Here is a 16,854-nt window from a genome sequence, read left to right on the forward strand (position 1 = left end):
TTTCTTTACTCTTTGGGTAACTTGCCTGCTTTCTCAAGCATTTTCTTGATAAGATAAGGCATCTTGACATTCTCCCGACCTTTTTTCTCAATCAATTTTTTCACAAATTCTGGCATTTGTAAATCTTGAGATTCAGCCAAAATGTTTTTCGTCTCATCTGAAGGAACTAACTCATCAAAGGTTTCTTCTTCTGGGAGAAATTCCTTAAATTCTTGATGTTCATTAGCTCTGACTGTATTAACCAAGGCATCAATCAAACGAGAATCCGTATTGGGCATTGGTGGTCGATGGTAGTTCACACCCAATTCTTGACACAAGTCATAACATTCCACATCGTTGTCAAACAAGACTTCAATATGCTCACTAATGAAGCTGATAGGAACAAAAATATAATGGTCTGGATGTTCTGTCTGTTCTCTGAGATACTCCAAAACATCTGGTTTAATCCATGGAATCCCGATATCACTCTCACTTTGCCAAGTATTGGTATATTGTTCTGAATTCAAGCCTAGTTTTTCAGCGACTAGCTTGCTATTTTCGAAAATTTGGTCAATATATGGGTCCCCAAAATCCAAGGCAAAAATGGGCACACTGTGGGCTGAAAAGATGACTTTAAAGCTATCCTGCTTTACTTCTTCTTTTAAAATCTTAGCAATTTCATCTGCCCAATAATTTAAGAGCGCTTCTTCCTGATACCAATCCTTAATAACTAAAAATTGAATTTGCTTGCTTTCTAAAAATTTCTCATAACCCATGACAGAGTAAAAAGAATAATGAGGCTCCAAAATCAAGCAAATACACTGTTCAATGCCGTCTGCTTCCATCTGACCGATCACATCTGGAATAAAGGGACTGGAAAATTTATTAGCAAAATAAACACTATACTCATTCCCCAGCCTAGCTTCTACCAAGGCAACCTCTTCACGGGTAATTTTTTGCAGAGGAGTACCTCCAATTCGCACATAATTATCATAGAGAGTTTGAATCTCATGGTCTTGAGGTCTCACTCCACGACGAATATTTGTGAAAAAATCAGCCACACCTTCAAAGGTAATCTCTTCTGGCGAACCGAAAGTCATCATTAAAATTGCTTTTTTCATAACTGCTTCCTTGTGATATTTTTATCAAGTTTATTTTATCATTTATCCATTAATAAGTAAACGCCAACATAGCGAATTTCCCTAACTTCTGTCTTTTGTTTTTCTCTTCTTTCTATGATACAATGGAAAAAATGAATTCAAAAGGAGTTTTTTATGACTTATCCAAATCTCTTGGACCGCTTCTTAACCTACGTTAAGGTCAACACGCGCTCTGATGAACACTCTACTACTACTCCAAGTACGCAGAGTCAGGTTGACTTCGCAACCGATGTTCTTATTCCTGAAATGAAACGTGTTGGACTGCAAAACGTCTACTACCTTCCAAATGGTTTTGCAATTGGGACCTTGCCAGCCAATGATCCATCTTTAACACGAAAAATTGGCTTCATCTCCCACATGGATACTGCTGACTTTAATGCCGAAGGAGTCAATCCACAGGTAATTGAAAACTACGATGGTGGTGTGATTAAACTAGGAAATTCTGGTTTCAAACTCGATCCAGCTGACTTTAAGAGTCTTGAGAAATATCCAGGACAAACGCTCATCACAACAGATGGAACAACCTTGCTAGGTGCTGATGATAAGTCTGGTATTGCTGAAATTATGACTGCTATTGAATATCTGACTGCCCACCCTGAAATAAAACACTGTGAGATTCGTGTTGGTTTTGGTCCAGATGAGGAAATTGGTGTTGGTGCTAATCAATTTGATGCAGATGATTTTGATGTGGACTTTGCCTACACAGTTGATGGTGGGCCATTAGGTGAGCTTCAGTACGAAACCTTTTCAGCAGCTGGGGCTGAAGTGCATTTCCAAGGACGTAATGTCCACCCTGGTACTGCCAAAGGTCAGATGGTCAACGCCCTTCAGCTAGCAATTGATTTTCACAATCAACTTCCAGAGAATGACAGACCAGAGTTAACTGAAGGTTACCAAGGTTTTTACCATCTAATGGATGTGACAGGTAGTGTCGAGGAGGCGCATGCAAGCTACATCATTCGTGATTTTGAAAAAAATGCCTTTGAAGCGCGTAAAGCAGCTATGCAGTCTATCGCTGATAAGATGAATCAAGAACTTGGTAGCGACCGTGTCACCCTAAACTTGACAGACCAGTACTACAATATGAAAGAAGTCATTGAAAAAGATATGACTCCAATTACCATTGCCAAAGCCGTTATGGAAGATCTGGGTATCACTCCTATAATCGAACCAATCCGTGGAGGGACAGACGGCTCTAAGATTTCCTTTATGGGAATCCCAACTCCTAATATCTTTGCGGGAGGAGAAAATATGCACGGACGTTTTGAATACGTTAGCCTTCAGACTATGGAACGTGCAGTTGATACCATCATTGGTATCGTAGCTTATAAAGACTAAAATAGGCTGGGCAAAAACTCAATTTTAAGAGAAAATGAAGTAAATCTTCACACAATAAAACGCATAGTATCAAGGTTTTCAGCTCCTGATACTGTGCGTTTTTTGATTATAAATGCGAATTATTTAGTAGCACTTCTCTCTATTGATGAACTGCTTGAGCTGCTGTGATAAGGGTTAACTTGTAAACATCATCTGCATTACATCCACGAGAAAGGTCGTTAACTGGTTTGTTCAAACCTTGCAAAACAGGTCCTACAGCTGCAAAACCACCAAGACGTTCAGCCATCTTGTATCCGATATTTCCTGCCTCGATACCTGGGAAGATAAAGACATTTGCTTGACCAGCTACTGTACTTCCAGGAGCTTTCAGAGCTGCAGTTTCAGGAACAAAGGCTGCATCAAATTGCAACTCACCATCGATTTCAAGGTCAGGACGCAAGTCGTGAGCAATTTTAGTTGCTTCTACAACCTTATCGACGCTCTCACCAAACCCTGAACCTTTAGTAGAATAGCTTAGCATAGCAATTTTAGGCTCGATGCCAAACATTTTAGCTGTGATTGCTGAGTTGATAGCAATTTCAGCCAGGGCTTCTGCATCTGGATTGATATTGATAGCACAGTCTCCAAATAGGTAACGTTCCGTACCACGAACCATGAGGAAGGCACCTGAAGTACGAGTCACATTTGGACGAGTTTTGATGATTTGTAGGGCTGGGCGAACTGTTGAAGCAGTTGAGTGAATCGCACCTGACACCATTCCATCAACCAAGCCCAAGTAAACCAACATAACACCAAAATAGTTGACATCTTCAACCAAAACCTTGCGTGCATCTTCTTCAGACATTTTGCCCTTGCGACGCTCTACCAAGGCAGCAACCATTTCTTCAAATTGAGGATAATGTTGAGGGTCAATGACTTCATAACCATCCATGATCCCTTCAATTTCAAGATAAATTTTAATTTTTTCAGGATTTCCAAGCAAAACAGGAATCACTTCTGTTTCTTTTACCAAGCGTTTAGTCGCTTGAAGAATACGTGGCTCTTCCCCTTCAGGGAGAACGATACGAGCATTTTTACCAACCAAGTTGGCTTTGAGACTTTCAAAAACTTCCATGAGTTTTCTCCTTTTAGATAATAATTATACTCTGAATCGGTTTTTATAGAGTATTAGTTGATAACTGAGTAATAAGGTTACTGAAATCATCCGGCAAGGAACTTTCTAACTGCAAGTCTTGCTCTAAAAATGGATGATAGAAGGATAGGTAATGGCAATGCAGAGCCTGACGTTGAATGCCGTCATCCAAGCTACCACCATACAAATCATCTCCCAACAAAGGAAAACCAATATGAGAAAAATGGACTCGGATTTGGTGGGTTCGACCAGTATGCAGGCGAATGTCTACCAAATGAATATTCCCATAAGATGCTACAATCTTATATGATGTATGGGCATACTTTCCACCTTTAGCCACCCGTCTAGTGATAATAGAGTTTTCATCACGCGCAATCGGAGCAATAATTTCCCCCTCTGACTCCAAATATCCATCTCCTTTAACGAGGGCAAAGTAGCGTTTTTCAATGGATTTTTTCTGCAACTGCTTGTCTAATCGTGCATGGGCATAGCCGTGCTTGGCAAAGAGCATCAAGCCAGAAGTGTCCCTATCTAGTCTGGTTACAATGTGAACCTGCTGATTTTCATAGTCTTGCTTGACGTAGTAACCCTTGATAAAATTAGCGATTGTATTGGAGTGATTGACACTAGGAATAGAAGCCACTCCATAGGGTTTATTTAAGACTAGAAAATGGTCATCCTCATAGAGAATATCCAGTGGGCGCTCGATTGCTTCCAGAGTTTCAAAGCCTTCCTCGGTGGGAATATCGATGATAACTCGGTCTCCAATATCCAATAGATAAGTTGCATTTTGAGGTTGGTCATTGACCAGAATAGCTCCGCCTCGAAACTTAATCTTGGCCAGAAGTCCCTTAGAAACCTCGTGCTTTTTTAAGAAGGTCTTAACCTTGACATGTTCATCTGCGATAAATTCAAACCTCATTCGTCCACCTCGCCAATAAAAGCATCCTTAACGCGGTTCCAAAAACTGGTATGGCTCGGTGAGGCGACAAAGTGAATCTTATGATGGTCGATTTGATACTCAATTCGCTCAATATTGCGGAAGGAATAAACGCTATTGTCAACCGAAATAGTATGATAATCGTTTCTCGTTGGAATGAGTTCAATCTTATCCTTCTTAGGAACAATAATGGAAGAGCCCAACGTACGATAAACACGATTATTAAGGCTGGCAATTTCCGTCAACTGAAGAGCTTCAATGGTAGGGTGTAAAACAGCCCCGCCAAGCGACTTGTTATAGGCTGTACTACCAGTCGGAGTCGAAACTGTTAGCCCGTCTCCACGAAAACGCTCAAAGGGAACACCATTGATTACAATATCTGCTACCATGGTTCGATCAGACCTGCGGATACTAGCTTCATTTAGTGCTCTGAAAATCTTAACTTCACCATTTCCAAGAAAGACCTTCACATTCAGAACAGGGTATGATACCTTTGCCCCAGTATCTAGTTGCAAATTAGTCACTAGCTTGTCCAACTCAAAATCACGGTAGTCCGTATAGAAGCCCAAATGTCCAGTGTGAACACCAATGAAGCGGACCTTGTCAAGCTGGTTTTCGTACTTATGAAAAGCCGACAAGAGCATGCCATCCCCACCTATGGAGATGACAATATCCGGATTGGTATCATTGAGTATAAACTGATTTCTCTTCAAACGATCTCGCAATTCATACAAAACCCTTTGACTCTGCGGTTTTCTATTAGCTATCAGATCAATTCGTTTACCTGTATTCTTCATCTGTATCGTCACTGTTTCCTACACCGTCATTTAATTTTCTACTCAAAGGATCAAAAAGTGCCTGAGCTTCCTGGATATCATCTCGAATTTTACCCATTTCTTCATCCAACTGATGAGCAATCTTGGCTGTAATTTCCAGTCGCTTCTTTATCTCCTCTGGGAAATCCCCTTGGTACTTGTAGTTGAGAGAATGTTCTATTGTTGCCCAGAAATTCATGGCCAAGGTACGAATCTGAATTTCTGCCAAAATAGTCTTGGCTCCATTGATGGTGTCAACCATATATTCTACTACCACATGATAGGAACGGTAGCCTGAAGCCTTTCGATGAGTAATGTAATCTCGTTCCTGTATGATTCGCATGTCCTGACGTTTGCGCAAAATTTCCACTACTTCCTTGACGTCATCTACAAACTGAACCATCACACGCAAACCAGCAATATCTTGCAAATCGTGCTCTAAGGTCGCATAAGTAATGCCACGACGAGCCATTTTCTCCTTGATACTCTCAATTGGCTTGACTCGACCAGTCACAAACTCAATCGGAGAATGCTTATTTTGCTTACGATATTGCTTACGAATACCACGAAGTTTAATCTTTAACTCACCAACAGCTTGAATGTAAGGATCTAAAAATTCTTCCCATTCTAAGGTCATATATTCTCCCTTGTTCTCATACTATCCTTCAAAAATATCTTTGATTTTTTCTCCAGATTCATATACAATAAATACAATGCTATTATATCATAAATCCGCTTTCAACGATAAAGAAAAGGTAAGAAAAATGAAACATTTAGAAATTGAATTGAAAACACTCTTGAAAAAAGATGAATATAATCATCTAAAAGAACAGTTCACAGGTGTCACTCCTGTTCTTCAAAAAAATTACTACATGGACACGCTTGATTTTGAACTGCGAGAAGAGAAAGTTGCTATGCGCATTCGAACCTTTGAAGACTGGGCAGAATTGACACTCAAAGTCCCGCAAAGTGTTGGAAACATGGAATACAACCAAAAATTGCAACTAAAAGATGCTGAAAACTATCTGAGCAAGAAAGAACTTCCTCAAGGGCTAGTACTGGATGAATTGGCGAAACATGGTATTAAAACAAGTGAATGGCAGATTCTTGGTTGTCTAACAACACTTCGCTATGAAATGCAAACAGCTATTGGTCTCATGGCGCTGGATGAAAGTCAGTACTTTGATATTACAGATTACGAATTAGAGCTTGAAGTTGAGAATCACGAGCAAGGGAAACAAGATTTCCAGCAATTTTTAGAGGAAAATCAGATTTCCTACCAAAAAGCCCCTTCAAAATTGGTTCGATTTGTCAAAAGCATGAAAAATAGCTGAAATAATCTTCATTTTTTGGTAAAATAGAAAAGATAAAAATACACAAATCCCAGTTCATATAGGCAAGACATATATAACTAGGATTTATAAAGTTTACAGAGGACGGTCTATAATGTCAGATAGAAAAAACATGAAACTTTTCGCACTCAACTCTAACCAAGAGATTGCACAGAAAATTGCACAAGCTGTTGGTGTACCGCTTGGAAAACTATCATCACGTCAATTTTCAGACGGAGAAATCCAAGTAAATATCGAAGAAAGTGTCCGTGGTTATGATGTTTACATCATCCAGTCTACAAGTTTCCCTGTTAACAACCACCTAATGGAATTGTTGATCATGGTTGACGCTTGTGTGCGCGCAAGTGCCCACAGTATCAATGTTGTCCTTCCATATTTTGGCTATGCACGTCAAGACCGCATTGCTTCACCACGTGAGCCACTTACAGCAAAACTAGTTGCTAATATGCTAGTTAAGGCTGGTGTTGACCGTGTCCTTACCCTTGATTTGCATGCTGTTCAGGTGCAAGGCTTCTTTGATATTCCTGTTGACAACCTCTATACAGTTCCTCTATTTGCAAAACATTATTGCGATAAGGGCCTACTTGGTTCAGATGTTGTTGTCGTTAGCCCTAAAAATTCAGGTGTGAAACGTGCTCGTAGCTTGGCTGAATATCTTGATGCTCCTATCGCCATTATCGATTACCCTCAAGACGATGCAACTCGTAACGAAGGTTATATTATTGGTGATGTTGAAGGTAAGAAAGCCATCTTGATTGACGATATTTTAAATACAGGACGTACCTTCTCTGAAGCTGCTAAAATCGTTGAACGTGAAGGGGCTACAGAAATTTATGCTGTTTCTAGCCACGGTCTCTTCGTCGAAGGAGCTGCTGAACTTCTTGACAATACTAATATTAAAGAAATTCTTGTGACTGATTCAGTAGCAACAAAAGAAAAAACTCCTAAAAACGTATGCTACATCACTGCTAGTGAGTTAATTGGTGATGCCATCGTCCGTATCCACGAAAGAAAACCAGTCAGCCCACTCTTTGCCTACAACAAAAAGAAATAAGGTGATCCTTTGATTTATTTGGACAATGCTGCAACGACTCCTATGTCAGCAGTTGCTATTTCAGCTATGACCAAGGTTATGCAAGAAACCCATGGCAATCCATCTAGTATTCATGGTCATGGTCGTCAAGCTGGCAAACTCTTGAGAGAAGCCCGTCAGGAACTAGCCCAGTTACTGGGGACAAAACCTCAACATATCTTTTTCACTTCTGGTGGGACTGAAGGCAATAATACTGCCATCATTGGCTACTGTCTTCGTCATCAAGAACAAGGAAAACACATCATCACAACTGCCATTGAGCATCATGCTGTCCTTGAAACGATTGATTACTTGGTTCAACACTTCGGTTTTGAAGTAACCATTATCCAGCCAGAAAATCAAGAAATCACCGCCCAGCAAATTCAAGAGGCCTTACGTGACGATACGATTTTGGTTTCTACCATGTTTGCTAATAATGAGACAGGAAACCTACTTCCCATTGCTGAAATTGGCCAAATACTCAAGCAACACCCAGCCGCCTATCATGTCGATGCAGTTCAGGCTATTGGTAAAATCCCTATACACCCAGAAGAATTGGGCATTGATTTTCTCACTGCTTCGGCCCACAAGTTCCATGGTCCTAAGGGAATCGGTTTTCTCTACGCTTCTAGCATGGACTTTGATTCCTATCTCCATGGCGGAGACCAAGAACAGAAAAAACGTGCAGGTACTGAAAATCTAGCTGCCATCGTAGGCATGGTTGCAGCCCTAAAAGAAGACCTAGAAAAACAAGAAGAACATTTTCAACATGTACAAAATCTAGAAACTGCCTTTCTGGCGGAGCTGGAGGGAGTTCAGTGTTACCTGAATAGAGGAGAACACCATCTCCCTTATGTTCTCAATATTGGATTTCCTGGCCAGAAAAATGATCTCTTACTCCTTCGTCTAGATTTAGCTGGAATTTCAATCTCTACTGGCTCAGCCTGTACGGCAGGCATTGTCCAATCCAGCCATGTTCTTGAAGCTATGTACGGAGCAAATTCAGAACGCTTGAAGGAATCCGTTCGTATCAGTTTGTCGCCACAAAATACTGTCGAAGACCTACAAACCCTCGCAAAAACCTTAAAAGAAATTATCGGAGGTTAGCCATATGGCATTTGAAAAAACCATTCAGTTAAAAAATTGTCGTTACGACTACACTCTTAGCCCTTCTGTTAAAAAATTCACCCTTAAGGACAACACCTTTTTTGAGACTAAGGTTGGTAACTATGAATTGACTCGCCTTTTGGAAAAAGTTCCGAACAGTGGTGAAGGCTTCCAACTCAAAATCATCATTAACAAGGAACTCACAGGGGCTAAAATCAATATCACTGACAAGTTTGGCCTTCGTCTTGTTGATATTTTCAAATCAGAAGACCACCACATTCATCAGGAAAAATTCTACTTCCTCATGGATAGCTTAGTAGAACGTGGTGTCTTTACAAAATCAGAAAGATAGAGCCAAGATGTTTGAACTAACCTATAAAGATAGCTATCATGTAGAGCGGACTCTCAAGTACGAGGATTATGAGGCTCTCATGCTGGCTCTATCAGGATGTGTGACTCTACCAGATACACTTTATGTAACTTCTCTGACTTTTAATGGCCAGAAAGTTTATCAGGGGCTGGTCGGAGACCTCTACCGTTTTCTATCACATGCAGATTTTTTACATCAAAACTAAGATTTTTCTTAGTTTTTTCTTATTTTTGTTGATTTTTTCACAATGTTTCTATAAAATAGAAGAATAGAAAGGTTGTGATTTTGTGAAAGATAAACAGTCTGCTATTCCAAAAGCTACAGCGAAAAGACTCTCTCTCTACTATCGAATTTTTAAGAGATTTCATGCAGAAAAGATTGAACGTGCCAACTCTAAGCAAATTGCAGAGGCTATCGGTATTGATTCAGCAACCGTACGTCGTGATTTTTCCTATTTTGGTGAACTTGGTCGTCGTGGCTTTGGCTATGATGTCAAAAAACTCATGACGTTTTTTGCCGATTTGCTCAATGATAACTCTATTACCAATGTCATGCTGGTTGGTATTGGAAATATGGGGCATGCCCTTCTCCACTACCGTTTCCATGAGCGTAACAAGATGAAGATTATCATGGCCTTTGACCTTGATGACCATCCTGAAGTCGGTAGCCAAACTCCTGATGGGATTCCAATTTACGGAATTTCTCAAATCAAGGATAAAATCAAGGATGCTGATGTGAAGACTGCTATCCTGACCGTTCCCAGCGTTAAGTCACAAGAAGTTGCCAATCTCTTGGTTGATGCTGGCGTGAAAGGAATTCTTAGTTTTTCACCAGTCCATCTGCATTTACCAAAAGATGTGGTCGTTCAGTATGTCGATTTGACAAGTGAACTCCAAACCCTCCTCTATTTCATGCGAAAAGAGGATTAGAAAGCGAAAATCATTTTATGAAAAAACCAGTTATAGGGATTACAGGAAACGAAAAAACTCATCCAGATGATGACATCATGATGAGCTACGCAGCAAAAGGCTTTGTTGAAGGCGTTAAAGACGCTGGAGGGATTCCCATCATCCTACCGATTGGTAATCAAGAAATGGCCTGCCACTATATCAGTATGATTGACAAGCTCATCTTGACAGGTGGGCAAAATGTTGATCCAAAATTCTATGGTGAACCAAAAACCATTGATAGCGATGACTACCACCTTCAAAGAGATATCTTCGAACTGGCCCTCATCAAGGAAGCTATTAAACAGAAAAAGCCAATTTTTTCTGTCTGCCGTGGAACACAACTCTTTAACGTTGCCATGGGTGGAACTTTGTATCAAGATATCGAAGATCACTGGCAGGATTGTTCCGCCGAGTACACAACCCAACGCTTAGTGACAGAACCAAATACCGTTCTCCGAGAAATCTATGGAGAAATCTCCCATATCAACTCCTTCCACCATCAGAGTATTAAGGATTTAGCACCTAACTTAAAGATTGCAGCTCATGATCCTAAAGATGGTATCATTGAGGCTGTCATGAGTACGGATGATGTCGCCTTTCTCGGTGTCCAATGGCATCCAGAGTTTCTTTTTGAAAATCGTCCCAAAGATAAAAACCTCTTTGACTATGTCGTTAATGAACTTTAGATTAAATCTGTCTTTTCACGATAGCTAAAATAACTGGAGTGAGAGACAATCAAATGGTCCAAGAGGACAATTCCCATCAGGTCACAGGCTTCTTTAACAAGTTTAGTGACATGATCATCATTTCGGCTAGGGGCTACCGCTCCCGAAGGATGATTATGAACCAATATGAGTGAAGTCGCCATATGCTTGATAGCATAGTGAAGAATCTCACGTGGTTCAGCAATACTACGAGTTGCAGAACCGATAAAAATGGTCTGTTGATGGATGATTTGATTTTGAGTATTGAGATAGAGCGCCACCAGGTGCTCTTGTTTTTTGTCCCCCAATTCCTGCTGCATCTTCTTGGCCAACTTTTGGCTACTGAGAATACTTTCCATCTCAAAGGTCTCATGCTTGTGAATACGATGCCCCAGTTCAATCATTGCTTGTAATTCTATGGCCTTAACGCGCCCGATACCAGATAGGCTCTGCAATTCCTGCAGGGTCATTTTTTTCAAATCCGTTAGGTTTGAAAGATTGTTCAAGACTTTCTGGGCAATTTCAAAAACGCTAGCTTGACGTGTTCCTGTCCTGAGTAAAATAGCTAGCAACTCTTGGTTACTGAGTGCTTCAACTCCTTCTTTGGCCAGTCTTTCTCTTGGCAGCAGTGAATCTTCTTGGAATGAAATACTGTACATAAAAATCCTCCTCACTTTATTATTCGTGAGAAGGATGGAAAATTAGATTTTTTTCTCAATTGGAGCCACACTGGCTAAAAGTTTTTTCAAACCTACTTCTGGGAAATTGATTTTTAATTCCTGAGTAGCTCCGTTACCTGAAACTTCCAGAACAGTTCCCTCTCCCCACTTCTTGTGGAGGGCAATGTCACCAATGGACCAACTTGCCTCATTAGAAGATGATTTTGCACCAGCTGTAAATTGACCAAATGGGAGACCGCTTGACTGGATAGTTTTTGGAGCTGCACTGCGTTTACTGTCTTGGAGTGCCTGCGCCAAACTCATACCTTGACCGAAGGCAACCCCACCACTGCTATAAGATGCCTTAAAGCTTGAATTTGAAGGACGAGCCAGACCTTGATACTCAAGCAAGTCTGAACTGATTTCGTTAATAAATCGGGTCGGACGGTTGTAGTTGGTACGACCAAAAAGCAGGCGCGAGTTGGCATTGGTCAGATAGAGAATTTTCTCTGCACGCGTAATACCTACATAGGCAAGACGACGCTCTTCTTCTAATTCATCTTGATCTTCAGCCGCACGGCTAAGCGGAAAGACATTTTCTTCCATACCAATCAAAAATACAACTGGAAACTCAAGACCCTTAGCAGCATGCAGGGTCATCAAGGTCACTTCTGATGTCTCCTGACTACCTGAATCTGTATCCGCAATCAAGGCCAAGTCATTTAAGAAACGACTCAGTTTGTCCAAACCAGTTTCATCTTCGGGCACATCAGAGGTGTCATCAAAGTTTTTCGTCACAGAGAGGAACTCTTCGATATTTTCAACCCGAGCCTTGCTTTCTAGAGTCGCTTGGACATTAAGAATATCTACATAACCTGTTTTTTCTAGAACCGCCTCAACCAACTCAGTGATACTTAATTGGTCCAGTTGCTCCCGCAAATCCAGAACCATATTGGCAAAATCCCAAATTGACTGGGCTGCTTTACCCTTGATACCAGATAACATGATATTAGCTGAAGCATCTAGCATGGACATGTTTTGCATATTGGCAAAATCACGGATTTTCTCAACAGTACCTGGGCCAATTCCACGTTTAGGCTCGTTGATAATACGCTCAAAACTGATATTGTCACTCAAATTAGCAATGAGGTTGAGATAAGCAATAATATCACGGATTTCCTTACGGCTGTAGAACTTGGTCCCGCCGACCATTGTATAAGGAATATTGGACTTGAGCAGGGCTTCCTCAATAGTACGAGACTGCGCATTAGTACGATAGAGAACTGCAAAATCCTTGTGAAGGAAGTTTTGACTGCGACTAAGTTCATCGATGGTTCTAGCTACAAATACAGCCTCATCTAGCTCATCATTGGCACGATAGTAAACGATTTGCTCCCCATCAGCATTTTGGGTCCAGAGATTCTTAGGACGGCGGTTTTTATTGTTTTTAATGACCTCGTTGGCAGCTTGGAGAATAGTTTTGGTTGAACGGTAATTCTCCTCCAACAAAACAACCTTGGCTTGGGGATAATCTTTCTCAAAATCCAAAATATTCTGCATATCAGCACCACGCCAACCGTAGATAGACTGGTCAGCATCCCCAACCACACAGATATTTTTAAAACGGGAAGCCAAGAGTTTGACCAATTGGTACTGGGCATGGTTGGTATCTTGGTATTCATCAACATGGATGTATTGAAACTTCTGCTGGTAGTAGGTCAAAACATCAGGATTCTGATCAAAGAGACGCAGGGTCAGCATAATCAAATCATCAAAGTCAACCGACTCCGACTGACGCAGTTCTTTTTGGTAAGCAGTGTAACACTGGGCCACGATTTGCGTGTACATATCTCCAGCTTGGGCAGCATAAGCCACATCATCAATCAGATCATTCTTAGCATTGGAAATAGTTCCTAAGATGCTCCGTTCATTCCATTTTTTCGGATCCAAGTTTAACTGCTTAAGAATACGTTTCATAAGAGTTCGCTGTTCACCAGGATCGACAATTGTAAAATTACGGTTGTAGCCAATATGGTCCGCATCGCGACGCAAAATACGAACACACATGGAGTGGAAGGTCGCAATCAGACAGTCCTGAGTAGCTGGATTGAGGCTATAAGCACGCTCTTTCATCTCACGCGCAGCCTTGTTAGTAAAGGTAATGGCCAAGATATTCCACGGATTGACCAGCTTTTCATCAATCAGATAAGCAATGCGGTGGGTCAAAACTCGGGTCTTTCCAGAACCAGCCCCCGCCATAATCAACAAGGGACCTTCTGTCGTTTGCACCGCCTCAGCCTGACGGTCATTCATTCCATTTAATAATGCGTTCATCTTCTCTTCCTTACTCTTGAAGTCAATATTTCTATTATATCAGAAATCAGGAAAAATAGAAATTTTACAGAGACTAGACAAATAGCAAAATCCCATCCGAATATAGATGGGACTTCTCACAATACTTAACGTGATTATCTAGTTGAATTATTTAAATTATAAAGAACCTCTAGTAAAGGTGTAGTATTCCAAGTATAAAAATAGTTATTTTTTTCTTCAATCCATCTACTAAAGTAATTTGGAAATTCACTTTTGAACTTACTTTCTAATTCATCAATCGTTTTAATACCTAATTGTTCACAATAATTGACAATTTTAGAAATTCTATCATCTTTAAATTTTCCACCAGGATACCTAATTTCTATATTATGTTGATCATAATTTTCTTCAATAAAGTTGATATAAGATTCACTTTCTAATAAGGCTGAAATACTTATAGAATCAATTTTTATACTTTTAGAATTCTCTTTGAATCCTTCTTCAACTCTATTAGTATATTCCTTTTCATATCGTTTAATTTCCATGAATTCATCGTCAGCTAACTCAATTAAACCAGCTAATCTTGAAAATCTTCTTCTAATTTTTTCAGGAACATCTTGATCAGATTTATATCCAAAGTCATGTTCTATCTCCGCCCAAGCATGCTGCAAAATAGTCCTTATCTGAACTTCAAATTTTAATTCTTTATAATTAATATTTTCAGTTAATCCTGCTCTACTTCCTCCTAATTTTAAAATATAGTGTAAAGATACATAGCCAAATTTAGTAGGATCTTGAGTTTTTCGTTTATCAATAGAATTGTCCTGATCTAAATCAAATTCCTCTTCAAGTAAAGAAGCAATTTTATCTACATCGTCCGAAAAATATGTGATAATTCTAATTCCACAAATATCAGTTATTTCTGACAAACTGGAATATTTATAGTCTTTAGTTTCAATTTTTTTGCTTAAACTTTCTCTATCTTTAATCCTTCCTTTAATTTCATGAATTTGTATTTTTTCATTTTCCATAAGACTTTTAATTGTGGCTTCAATATATTCTAAAAGTCTCTCGTAATTATTTTTAGTTGAATCAAATTGTGACAATATTTCTTTCAAATTTTTTTCCATAATTCTATATCTCTCAATATACTAGAACAAACCTAGAACTGTTCCATCACTTTCAACATCCATGTTGAGGGCTGCTGGTCGTTTTGGAAGGCCTGGCATGGTCATGACATCACCAGTTAAGGCAACGATAAAGCCTGCACCTAATTTTGGCACCAATTCGCGAATGGTAATTTCAAAGTTTTCTGGTGCTCCAAGTGCATTTGGATTGTCTGAGAAACTATACTGGGTCTTAGCCATACAGATTGGCAATTTGTCCCAACCGTTTTGAACGATTTGAGCGATTTGTGTTTGAGCTTTCTTCTCAAAGTTCACTTTGCTACCACGGTAGATTTCAGTAACAATCTTTTCAATCTTTTCTTGGACAGAAAGGTCATTGTCATACAAACGTTTATAGTTAGATGGGTTTTCAGCGATAGTCTTTATAACTGTTTCGGCAAGTGCTACTCCACCTTCTGCACCATCAGCCCAGACACTTGCTAGTTCAACTGGTACATCGATTGAGGCACAAAGTTCTTTCAATGCTGCGATTTCTGCTTCAGTATCAGAGACAAATTCATTGATTGCTACAACTGCAGGTACACCAAATTTACGGATATTTTCAACGTGGCGTTTCAAGTTAGCAAAACCGGCACGAACAGCTTCTACGTTTTCTTCTGTCAAAGCGTCTTTAGCCACTCCACCATTCATCTTAAGGGCACGAAGGGTTGCAACAATAACTACTGCATCTGGAGATGTTGGCAAGTTTGGTGTCTTAATATCAAGGAATTTCTCAGCACCAAGGTCTGCACCAAAACCAGCTTCAGTAACTGTGTAATCAGCCAAGTGAAGAGCTGTTGTAGTTGCCAAGACAGAGTTACATCCGTGAGCAATATTGGCAAATGGACCACCGTGTACAAAGGCAGGTGTACCGTAAATTGTCTGAACCAAGTTTGGCTTAATAGCATCCTTCAAAATCAATGCTAAGGCACCCTCGACCTGCAAATCACCTACAGAAACAGGGGTACGATCATAGCGATAACCGATAACAATATTAGCCAAACGGCGTTTCAAGTCCTCGATGTCTGTTGCCAAGCAAAGAATCGCCATGATTTCGGAAGCGACGGTAATGTCAAAGCCATCCTCACGAGGAATACCGTTTAGAGGACCACCAAGTCCAACGGTCACATGACGAAGTGCACGATCATTCAAGTCCACAACACGTTTCCAAAGGATACGACGTTGGTCAATTCCCAACTCATTCCCTTGGTGCAAGTGGTTGTCAATCAAGGCAGAAAGAGCATTATTAGCAGTCGTAATGGCATGCATGTCTCCAGTGAAGTGAAGGTTGATGTCTTCCATTGGCAGAACTTGAGCGTAACCACCACCAGCGGCACCACCCTTGATACCCATTACTGGACCAAGAGATGGTTCGCGAATAGCAATCATGGTTTTCTTACCAATCTTGTTCAAGGCGTCCGCAAGACCAATAGTAATAGTTGATTTTCCTTCACCTGCTGGCGTTGGGTTGATGGCAGTAACCAAAATCAATTTCCCAACTGGATTGCTCTCAACTGCACGAATTTTATCAAAGCTGAGCTTAGCCTTGTACTTTCCATACAACTCCAAATCATCGTAAGAAATACCAAGTTTCTCTACAACATCAACGATTGGCTTCAACTCAATACTCTGTGCGATTTCAATATCTGTTTTCATTCAAAACTCCTCTAACCTCTTATATGATAATTCATTATAACACAAAACAAGATTTTTAACATCCCAAAACTCTCTAAACGTTCGTAAATATCCCTGTTTTTAAGGTTTTTAGAGCCCTTTCTTAAATTTTATATGCCTTTA

17 protein-coding genes are annotated in these 16,854 nt (G+C 40.1%); 8 read left to right on the forward strand and 9 right to left on the reverse strand.

The annotated features are described in order from the left end of the window. Positions 1 to 5: 5 nt before the first annotated feature. Complete coding sequence (gene hemH, locus KV696_RS01945) at positions 6 to 1,100, reverse strand: ferrochelatase (RefSeq protein WP_219966708.1); 1,095 nt, start codon at positions 1,098 to 1,100, stop codon at positions 6 to 8. A 153-nt stretch (positions 1,101 to 1,253) separates the two neighbouring features. Here hemH and pepT point away from each other — a divergent pair, with 153 nt between their 5' ends. Next, positions 1,254 to 2,477: a peptidase T gene (pepT, locus tag KV696_RS01950; RefSeq protein ID WP_219966709.1), complete on the forward strand. Its 1,224-nt coding sequence runs from the start codon at positions 1,254 to 1,256 to the stop codon at positions 2,475 to 2,477. 139 nt (positions 2,478 to 2,616) lie between these two features. On the opposite strand, the gene pta is transcribed toward pepT, so the two are convergent. The 4 genes from pta to yjbM are packed head-to-tail and all read right to left on the reverse strand — an operon-like array spanning position 2,617 to position 6,001. Then, positions 2,617 to 3,591, reverse strand: a complete 975-nt coding sequence (gene pta / locus KV696_RS01955) for a phosphate acetyltransferase (RefSeq protein WP_000451580.1) — start codon at positions 3,589 to 3,591, stop codon at positions 2,617 to 2,619. Positions 3,592 to 3,634: 43 nt separating this feature from the next. Further along, complete coding sequence (locus tag KV696_RS01960) at positions 3,635 to 4,531, reverse strand: RluA family pseudouridine synthase (RefSeq protein WP_219966710.1); 897 nt, start codon at positions 4,529 to 4,531, stop codon at positions 3,635 to 3,637. Then, positions 4,528 to 5,346: an NAD kinase gene (locus tag KV696_RS01965; RefSeq protein WP_000799054.1), complete on the reverse strand. Its 819-nt coding sequence runs from the start codon at positions 5,344 to 5,346 to the stop codon at positions 4,528 to 4,530. Before KV696_RS01965 ends, KV696_RS01960 begins: the two co-directional genes overlap by 4 nt. Next, positions 5,330 to 6,001: a GTP diphosphokinase gene (gene yjbM / locus KV696_RS01970; protein ID WP_023944232.1), complete on the reverse strand. Its 672-nt coding sequence runs from the start codon at positions 5,999 to 6,001 to the stop codon at positions 5,330 to 5,332. The genes KV696_RS01965 and yjbM overlap by 17 nt, the downstream gene beginning before the upstream one ends. A gap of 127 nt (positions 6,002 to 6,128) precedes the next feature. Here yjbM and KV696_RS01975 point away from each other — a divergent pair, with 127 nt between their 5' ends. The 7 genes from KV696_RS01975 to KV696_RS02005 all read left to right on the forward strand — a co-directional run bounded on the left by KV696_RS01975 (position 6,129) and on the right by KV696_RS02005 (position 10,901). Continuing rightward, positions 6,129 to 6,698, forward strand: a complete 570-nt coding sequence (locus tag KV696_RS01975) for a CYTH domain-containing protein (RefSeq protein WP_023944230.1) — start codon at positions 6,129 to 6,131, stop codon at positions 6,696 to 6,698. A 112-nt stretch (positions 6,699 to 6,810) separates the two neighbouring features. Continuing rightward, the gene (locus KV696_RS01980) at positions 6,811 to 7,770 is read left to right on the forward strand and encodes a ribose-phosphate diphosphokinase (protein ID WP_001283823.1); all 960 of its coding nucleotides are present in this window, start codon (positions 6,811 to 6,813) and stop codon (positions 7,768 to 7,770) included. Between the two features lie 9 nt (positions 7,771 to 7,779). Further along, positions 7,780 to 8,895: a cysteine desulfurase family protein gene (locus tag KV696_RS01985; RefSeq protein ID WP_219966711.1), complete on the forward strand. Its 1,116-nt coding sequence runs from the start codon at positions 7,780 to 7,782 to the stop codon at positions 8,893 to 8,895. 4 nt (positions 8,896 to 8,899) lie between these two features. After that, a complete protein-coding gene (locus tag KV696_RS01990; protein ID WP_000863540.1) occupies positions 8,900 to 9,247 on the forward strand; it encodes a DUF1831 domain-containing protein in 348 nt (115 codons plus the stop codon). A gap of 7 nt (positions 9,248 to 9,254) precedes the next feature. Then, positions 9,255 to 9,470: a DUF4649 family protein gene (locus KV696_RS01995; RefSeq protein WP_000462492.1), complete on the forward strand. Its 216-nt coding sequence runs from the start codon at positions 9,255 to 9,257 to the stop codon at positions 9,468 to 9,470. Positions 9,471 to 9,552: 82 nt separating this feature from the next. Beyond that, positions 9,553 to 10,194 carry a redox-sensing transcriptional repressor Rex gene (locus tag KV696_RS02000; RefSeq protein ID WP_000653414.1) on the forward strand — a complete coding sequence of 214 codons (642 nt, stop codon included), beginning with the start codon at positions 9,553 to 9,555 and terminating at the stop codon, positions 10,192 to 10,194. Between the two features lie 17 nt (positions 10,195 to 10,211). Continuing rightward, on the forward strand, positions 10,212 to 10,901 hold the full coding sequence (locus KV696_RS02005) for a gamma-glutamyl-gamma-aminobutyrate hydrolase family protein (RefSeq protein WP_023944221.1): 690 nt from the start codon (positions 10,212 to 10,214) through the stop codon (positions 10,899 to 10,901). On the opposite strand, the gene radC is transcribed toward KV696_RS02005, so the two are convergent. The 4 genes from radC to KV696_RS02025 form a co-directional block, all read right to left on the reverse strand. Beyond that, a complete protein-coding gene (gene radC, locus KV696_RS02010) occupies positions 10,898 to 11,578 on the reverse strand; it encodes a RadC family protein (protein ID WP_219966712.1) in 681 nt (226 codons plus the stop codon). The two genes, KV696_RS02005 and radC, sit on opposite strands and share 4 nt — an antisense overlap. Positions 11,579 to 11,620: 42 nt before the next feature. Then, positions 11,621 to 13,912, reverse strand: coding sequence for a DNA helicase PcrA (gene pcrA / locus KV696_RS02015; protein WP_219966713.1), 2,292 nt, complete (start codon positions 13,910 to 13,912; stop codon positions 11,621 to 11,623). Positions 13,913 to 14,046: 134 nt separating this feature from the next. After that, on the reverse strand, positions 14,047 to 15,021 hold the full coding sequence (locus tag KV696_RS02020; RefSeq protein ID WP_000414385.1) for a GTP pyrophosphokinase: 975 nt from the start codon (positions 15,019 to 15,021) through the stop codon (positions 14,047 to 14,049). Positions 15,022 to 15,042: 21 nt separating this feature from the next. After that, positions 15,043 to 16,713 carry a formate--tetrahydrofolate ligase gene (locus KV696_RS02025; RefSeq protein ID WP_219966714.1) on the reverse strand — a complete coding sequence of 557 codons (1,671 nt, stop codon included), beginning with the start codon at positions 16,711 to 16,713 and terminating at the stop codon, positions 15,043 to 15,045. Positions 16,714 to 16,854: the final 141 nt, after the last annotated feature.

It is taken from the genome of Streptococcus humanilactis, assembly GCF_019448275.1.
In the GTDB taxonomy this organism is placed as follows: Bacteria; Bacillota; Bacilli; order Lactobacillales; family Streptococcaceae; genus Streptococcus; species Streptococcus humanilactis.

What these genes read in the sequence shown, in the direction of transcription:
- pta (WP_000451580.1), bottom strand. Translation starts at nt 3,591, where the DNA reads ATGGAAGTTTTTGAAAGTCTCAAAGCCAACTTGGTTGGTAAAAATGCT.
- pepT (WP_219966709.1), top strand. Translation starts at nt 1,254, where the DNA reads ATGACTTATCCAAATCTCTTGGACCGCTTCTTAACCTACGTTAAGGTC.
- pcrA (WP_219966713.1), bottom strand. Translation starts at nt 13,912, where the DNA reads ATGAACGCATTATTAAATGGAATGAATGACCGTCAGGCTGAGGCGGTG.
- KV696_RS01975 (WP_023944230.1), top strand. Translation starts at nt 6,129, where the DNA reads ATGAAACATTTAGAAATTGAATTGAAAACACTCTTGAAAAAAGATGAA.
- yjbM (WP_023944232.1), bottom strand. Translation starts at nt 6,001, where the DNA reads ATGACCTTAGAATGGGAAGAATTTTTAGATCCTTACATTCAAGCTGTT.
- KV696_RS01995 (WP_000462492.1), top strand. Translation starts at nt 9,255, where the DNA reads ATGTTTGAACTAACCTATAAAGATAGCTATCATGTAGAGCGGACTCTC.
- KV696_RS01990 (WP_000863540.1), top strand. Translation starts at nt 8,900, where the DNA reads ATGGCATTTGAAAAAACCATTCAGTTAAAAAATTGTCGTTACGACTAC.
- KV696_RS01980 (WP_001283823.1), top strand. Translation starts at nt 6,811, where the DNA reads ATGTCAGATAGAAAAAACATGAAACTTTTCGCACTCAACTCTAACCAA.
- KV696_RS01960 (WP_219966710.1), bottom strand. Translation starts at nt 4,531, where the DNA reads ATGAGGTTTGAATTTATCGCAGATGAACATGTCAAGGTTAAGACCTTC.
- hemH (WP_219966708.1), bottom strand. Translation starts at nt 1,100, where the DNA reads ATGAAAAAAGCAATTTTAATGATGACTTTCGGTTCGCCAGAAGAGATT.
- KV696_RS02020 (WP_000414385.1), bottom strand. Translation starts at nt 15,021, where the DNA reads ATGGAAAAAAATTTGAAAGAAATATTGTCACAATTTGATTCAACTAAA.
- KV696_RS02005 (WP_023944221.1), top strand. Translation starts at nt 10,212, where the DNA reads ATGAAAAAACCAGTTATAGGGATTACAGGAAACGAAAAAACTCATCCA.
- KV696_RS01965 (WP_000799054.1), bottom strand. Translation starts at nt 5,346, where the DNA reads ATGAAGAATACAGGTAAACGAATTGATCTGATAGCTAATAGAAAACCG.
- radC (WP_219966712.1), bottom strand. Translation starts at nt 11,578, where the DNA reads ATGTACAGTATTTCATTCCAAGAAGATTCACTGCTGCCAAGAGAAAGA.
- KV696_RS02025 (WP_219966714.1), bottom strand. Translation starts at nt 16,713, where the DNA reads ATGAAAACAGATATTGAAATCGCACAGAGTATTGAGTTGAAGCCAATC.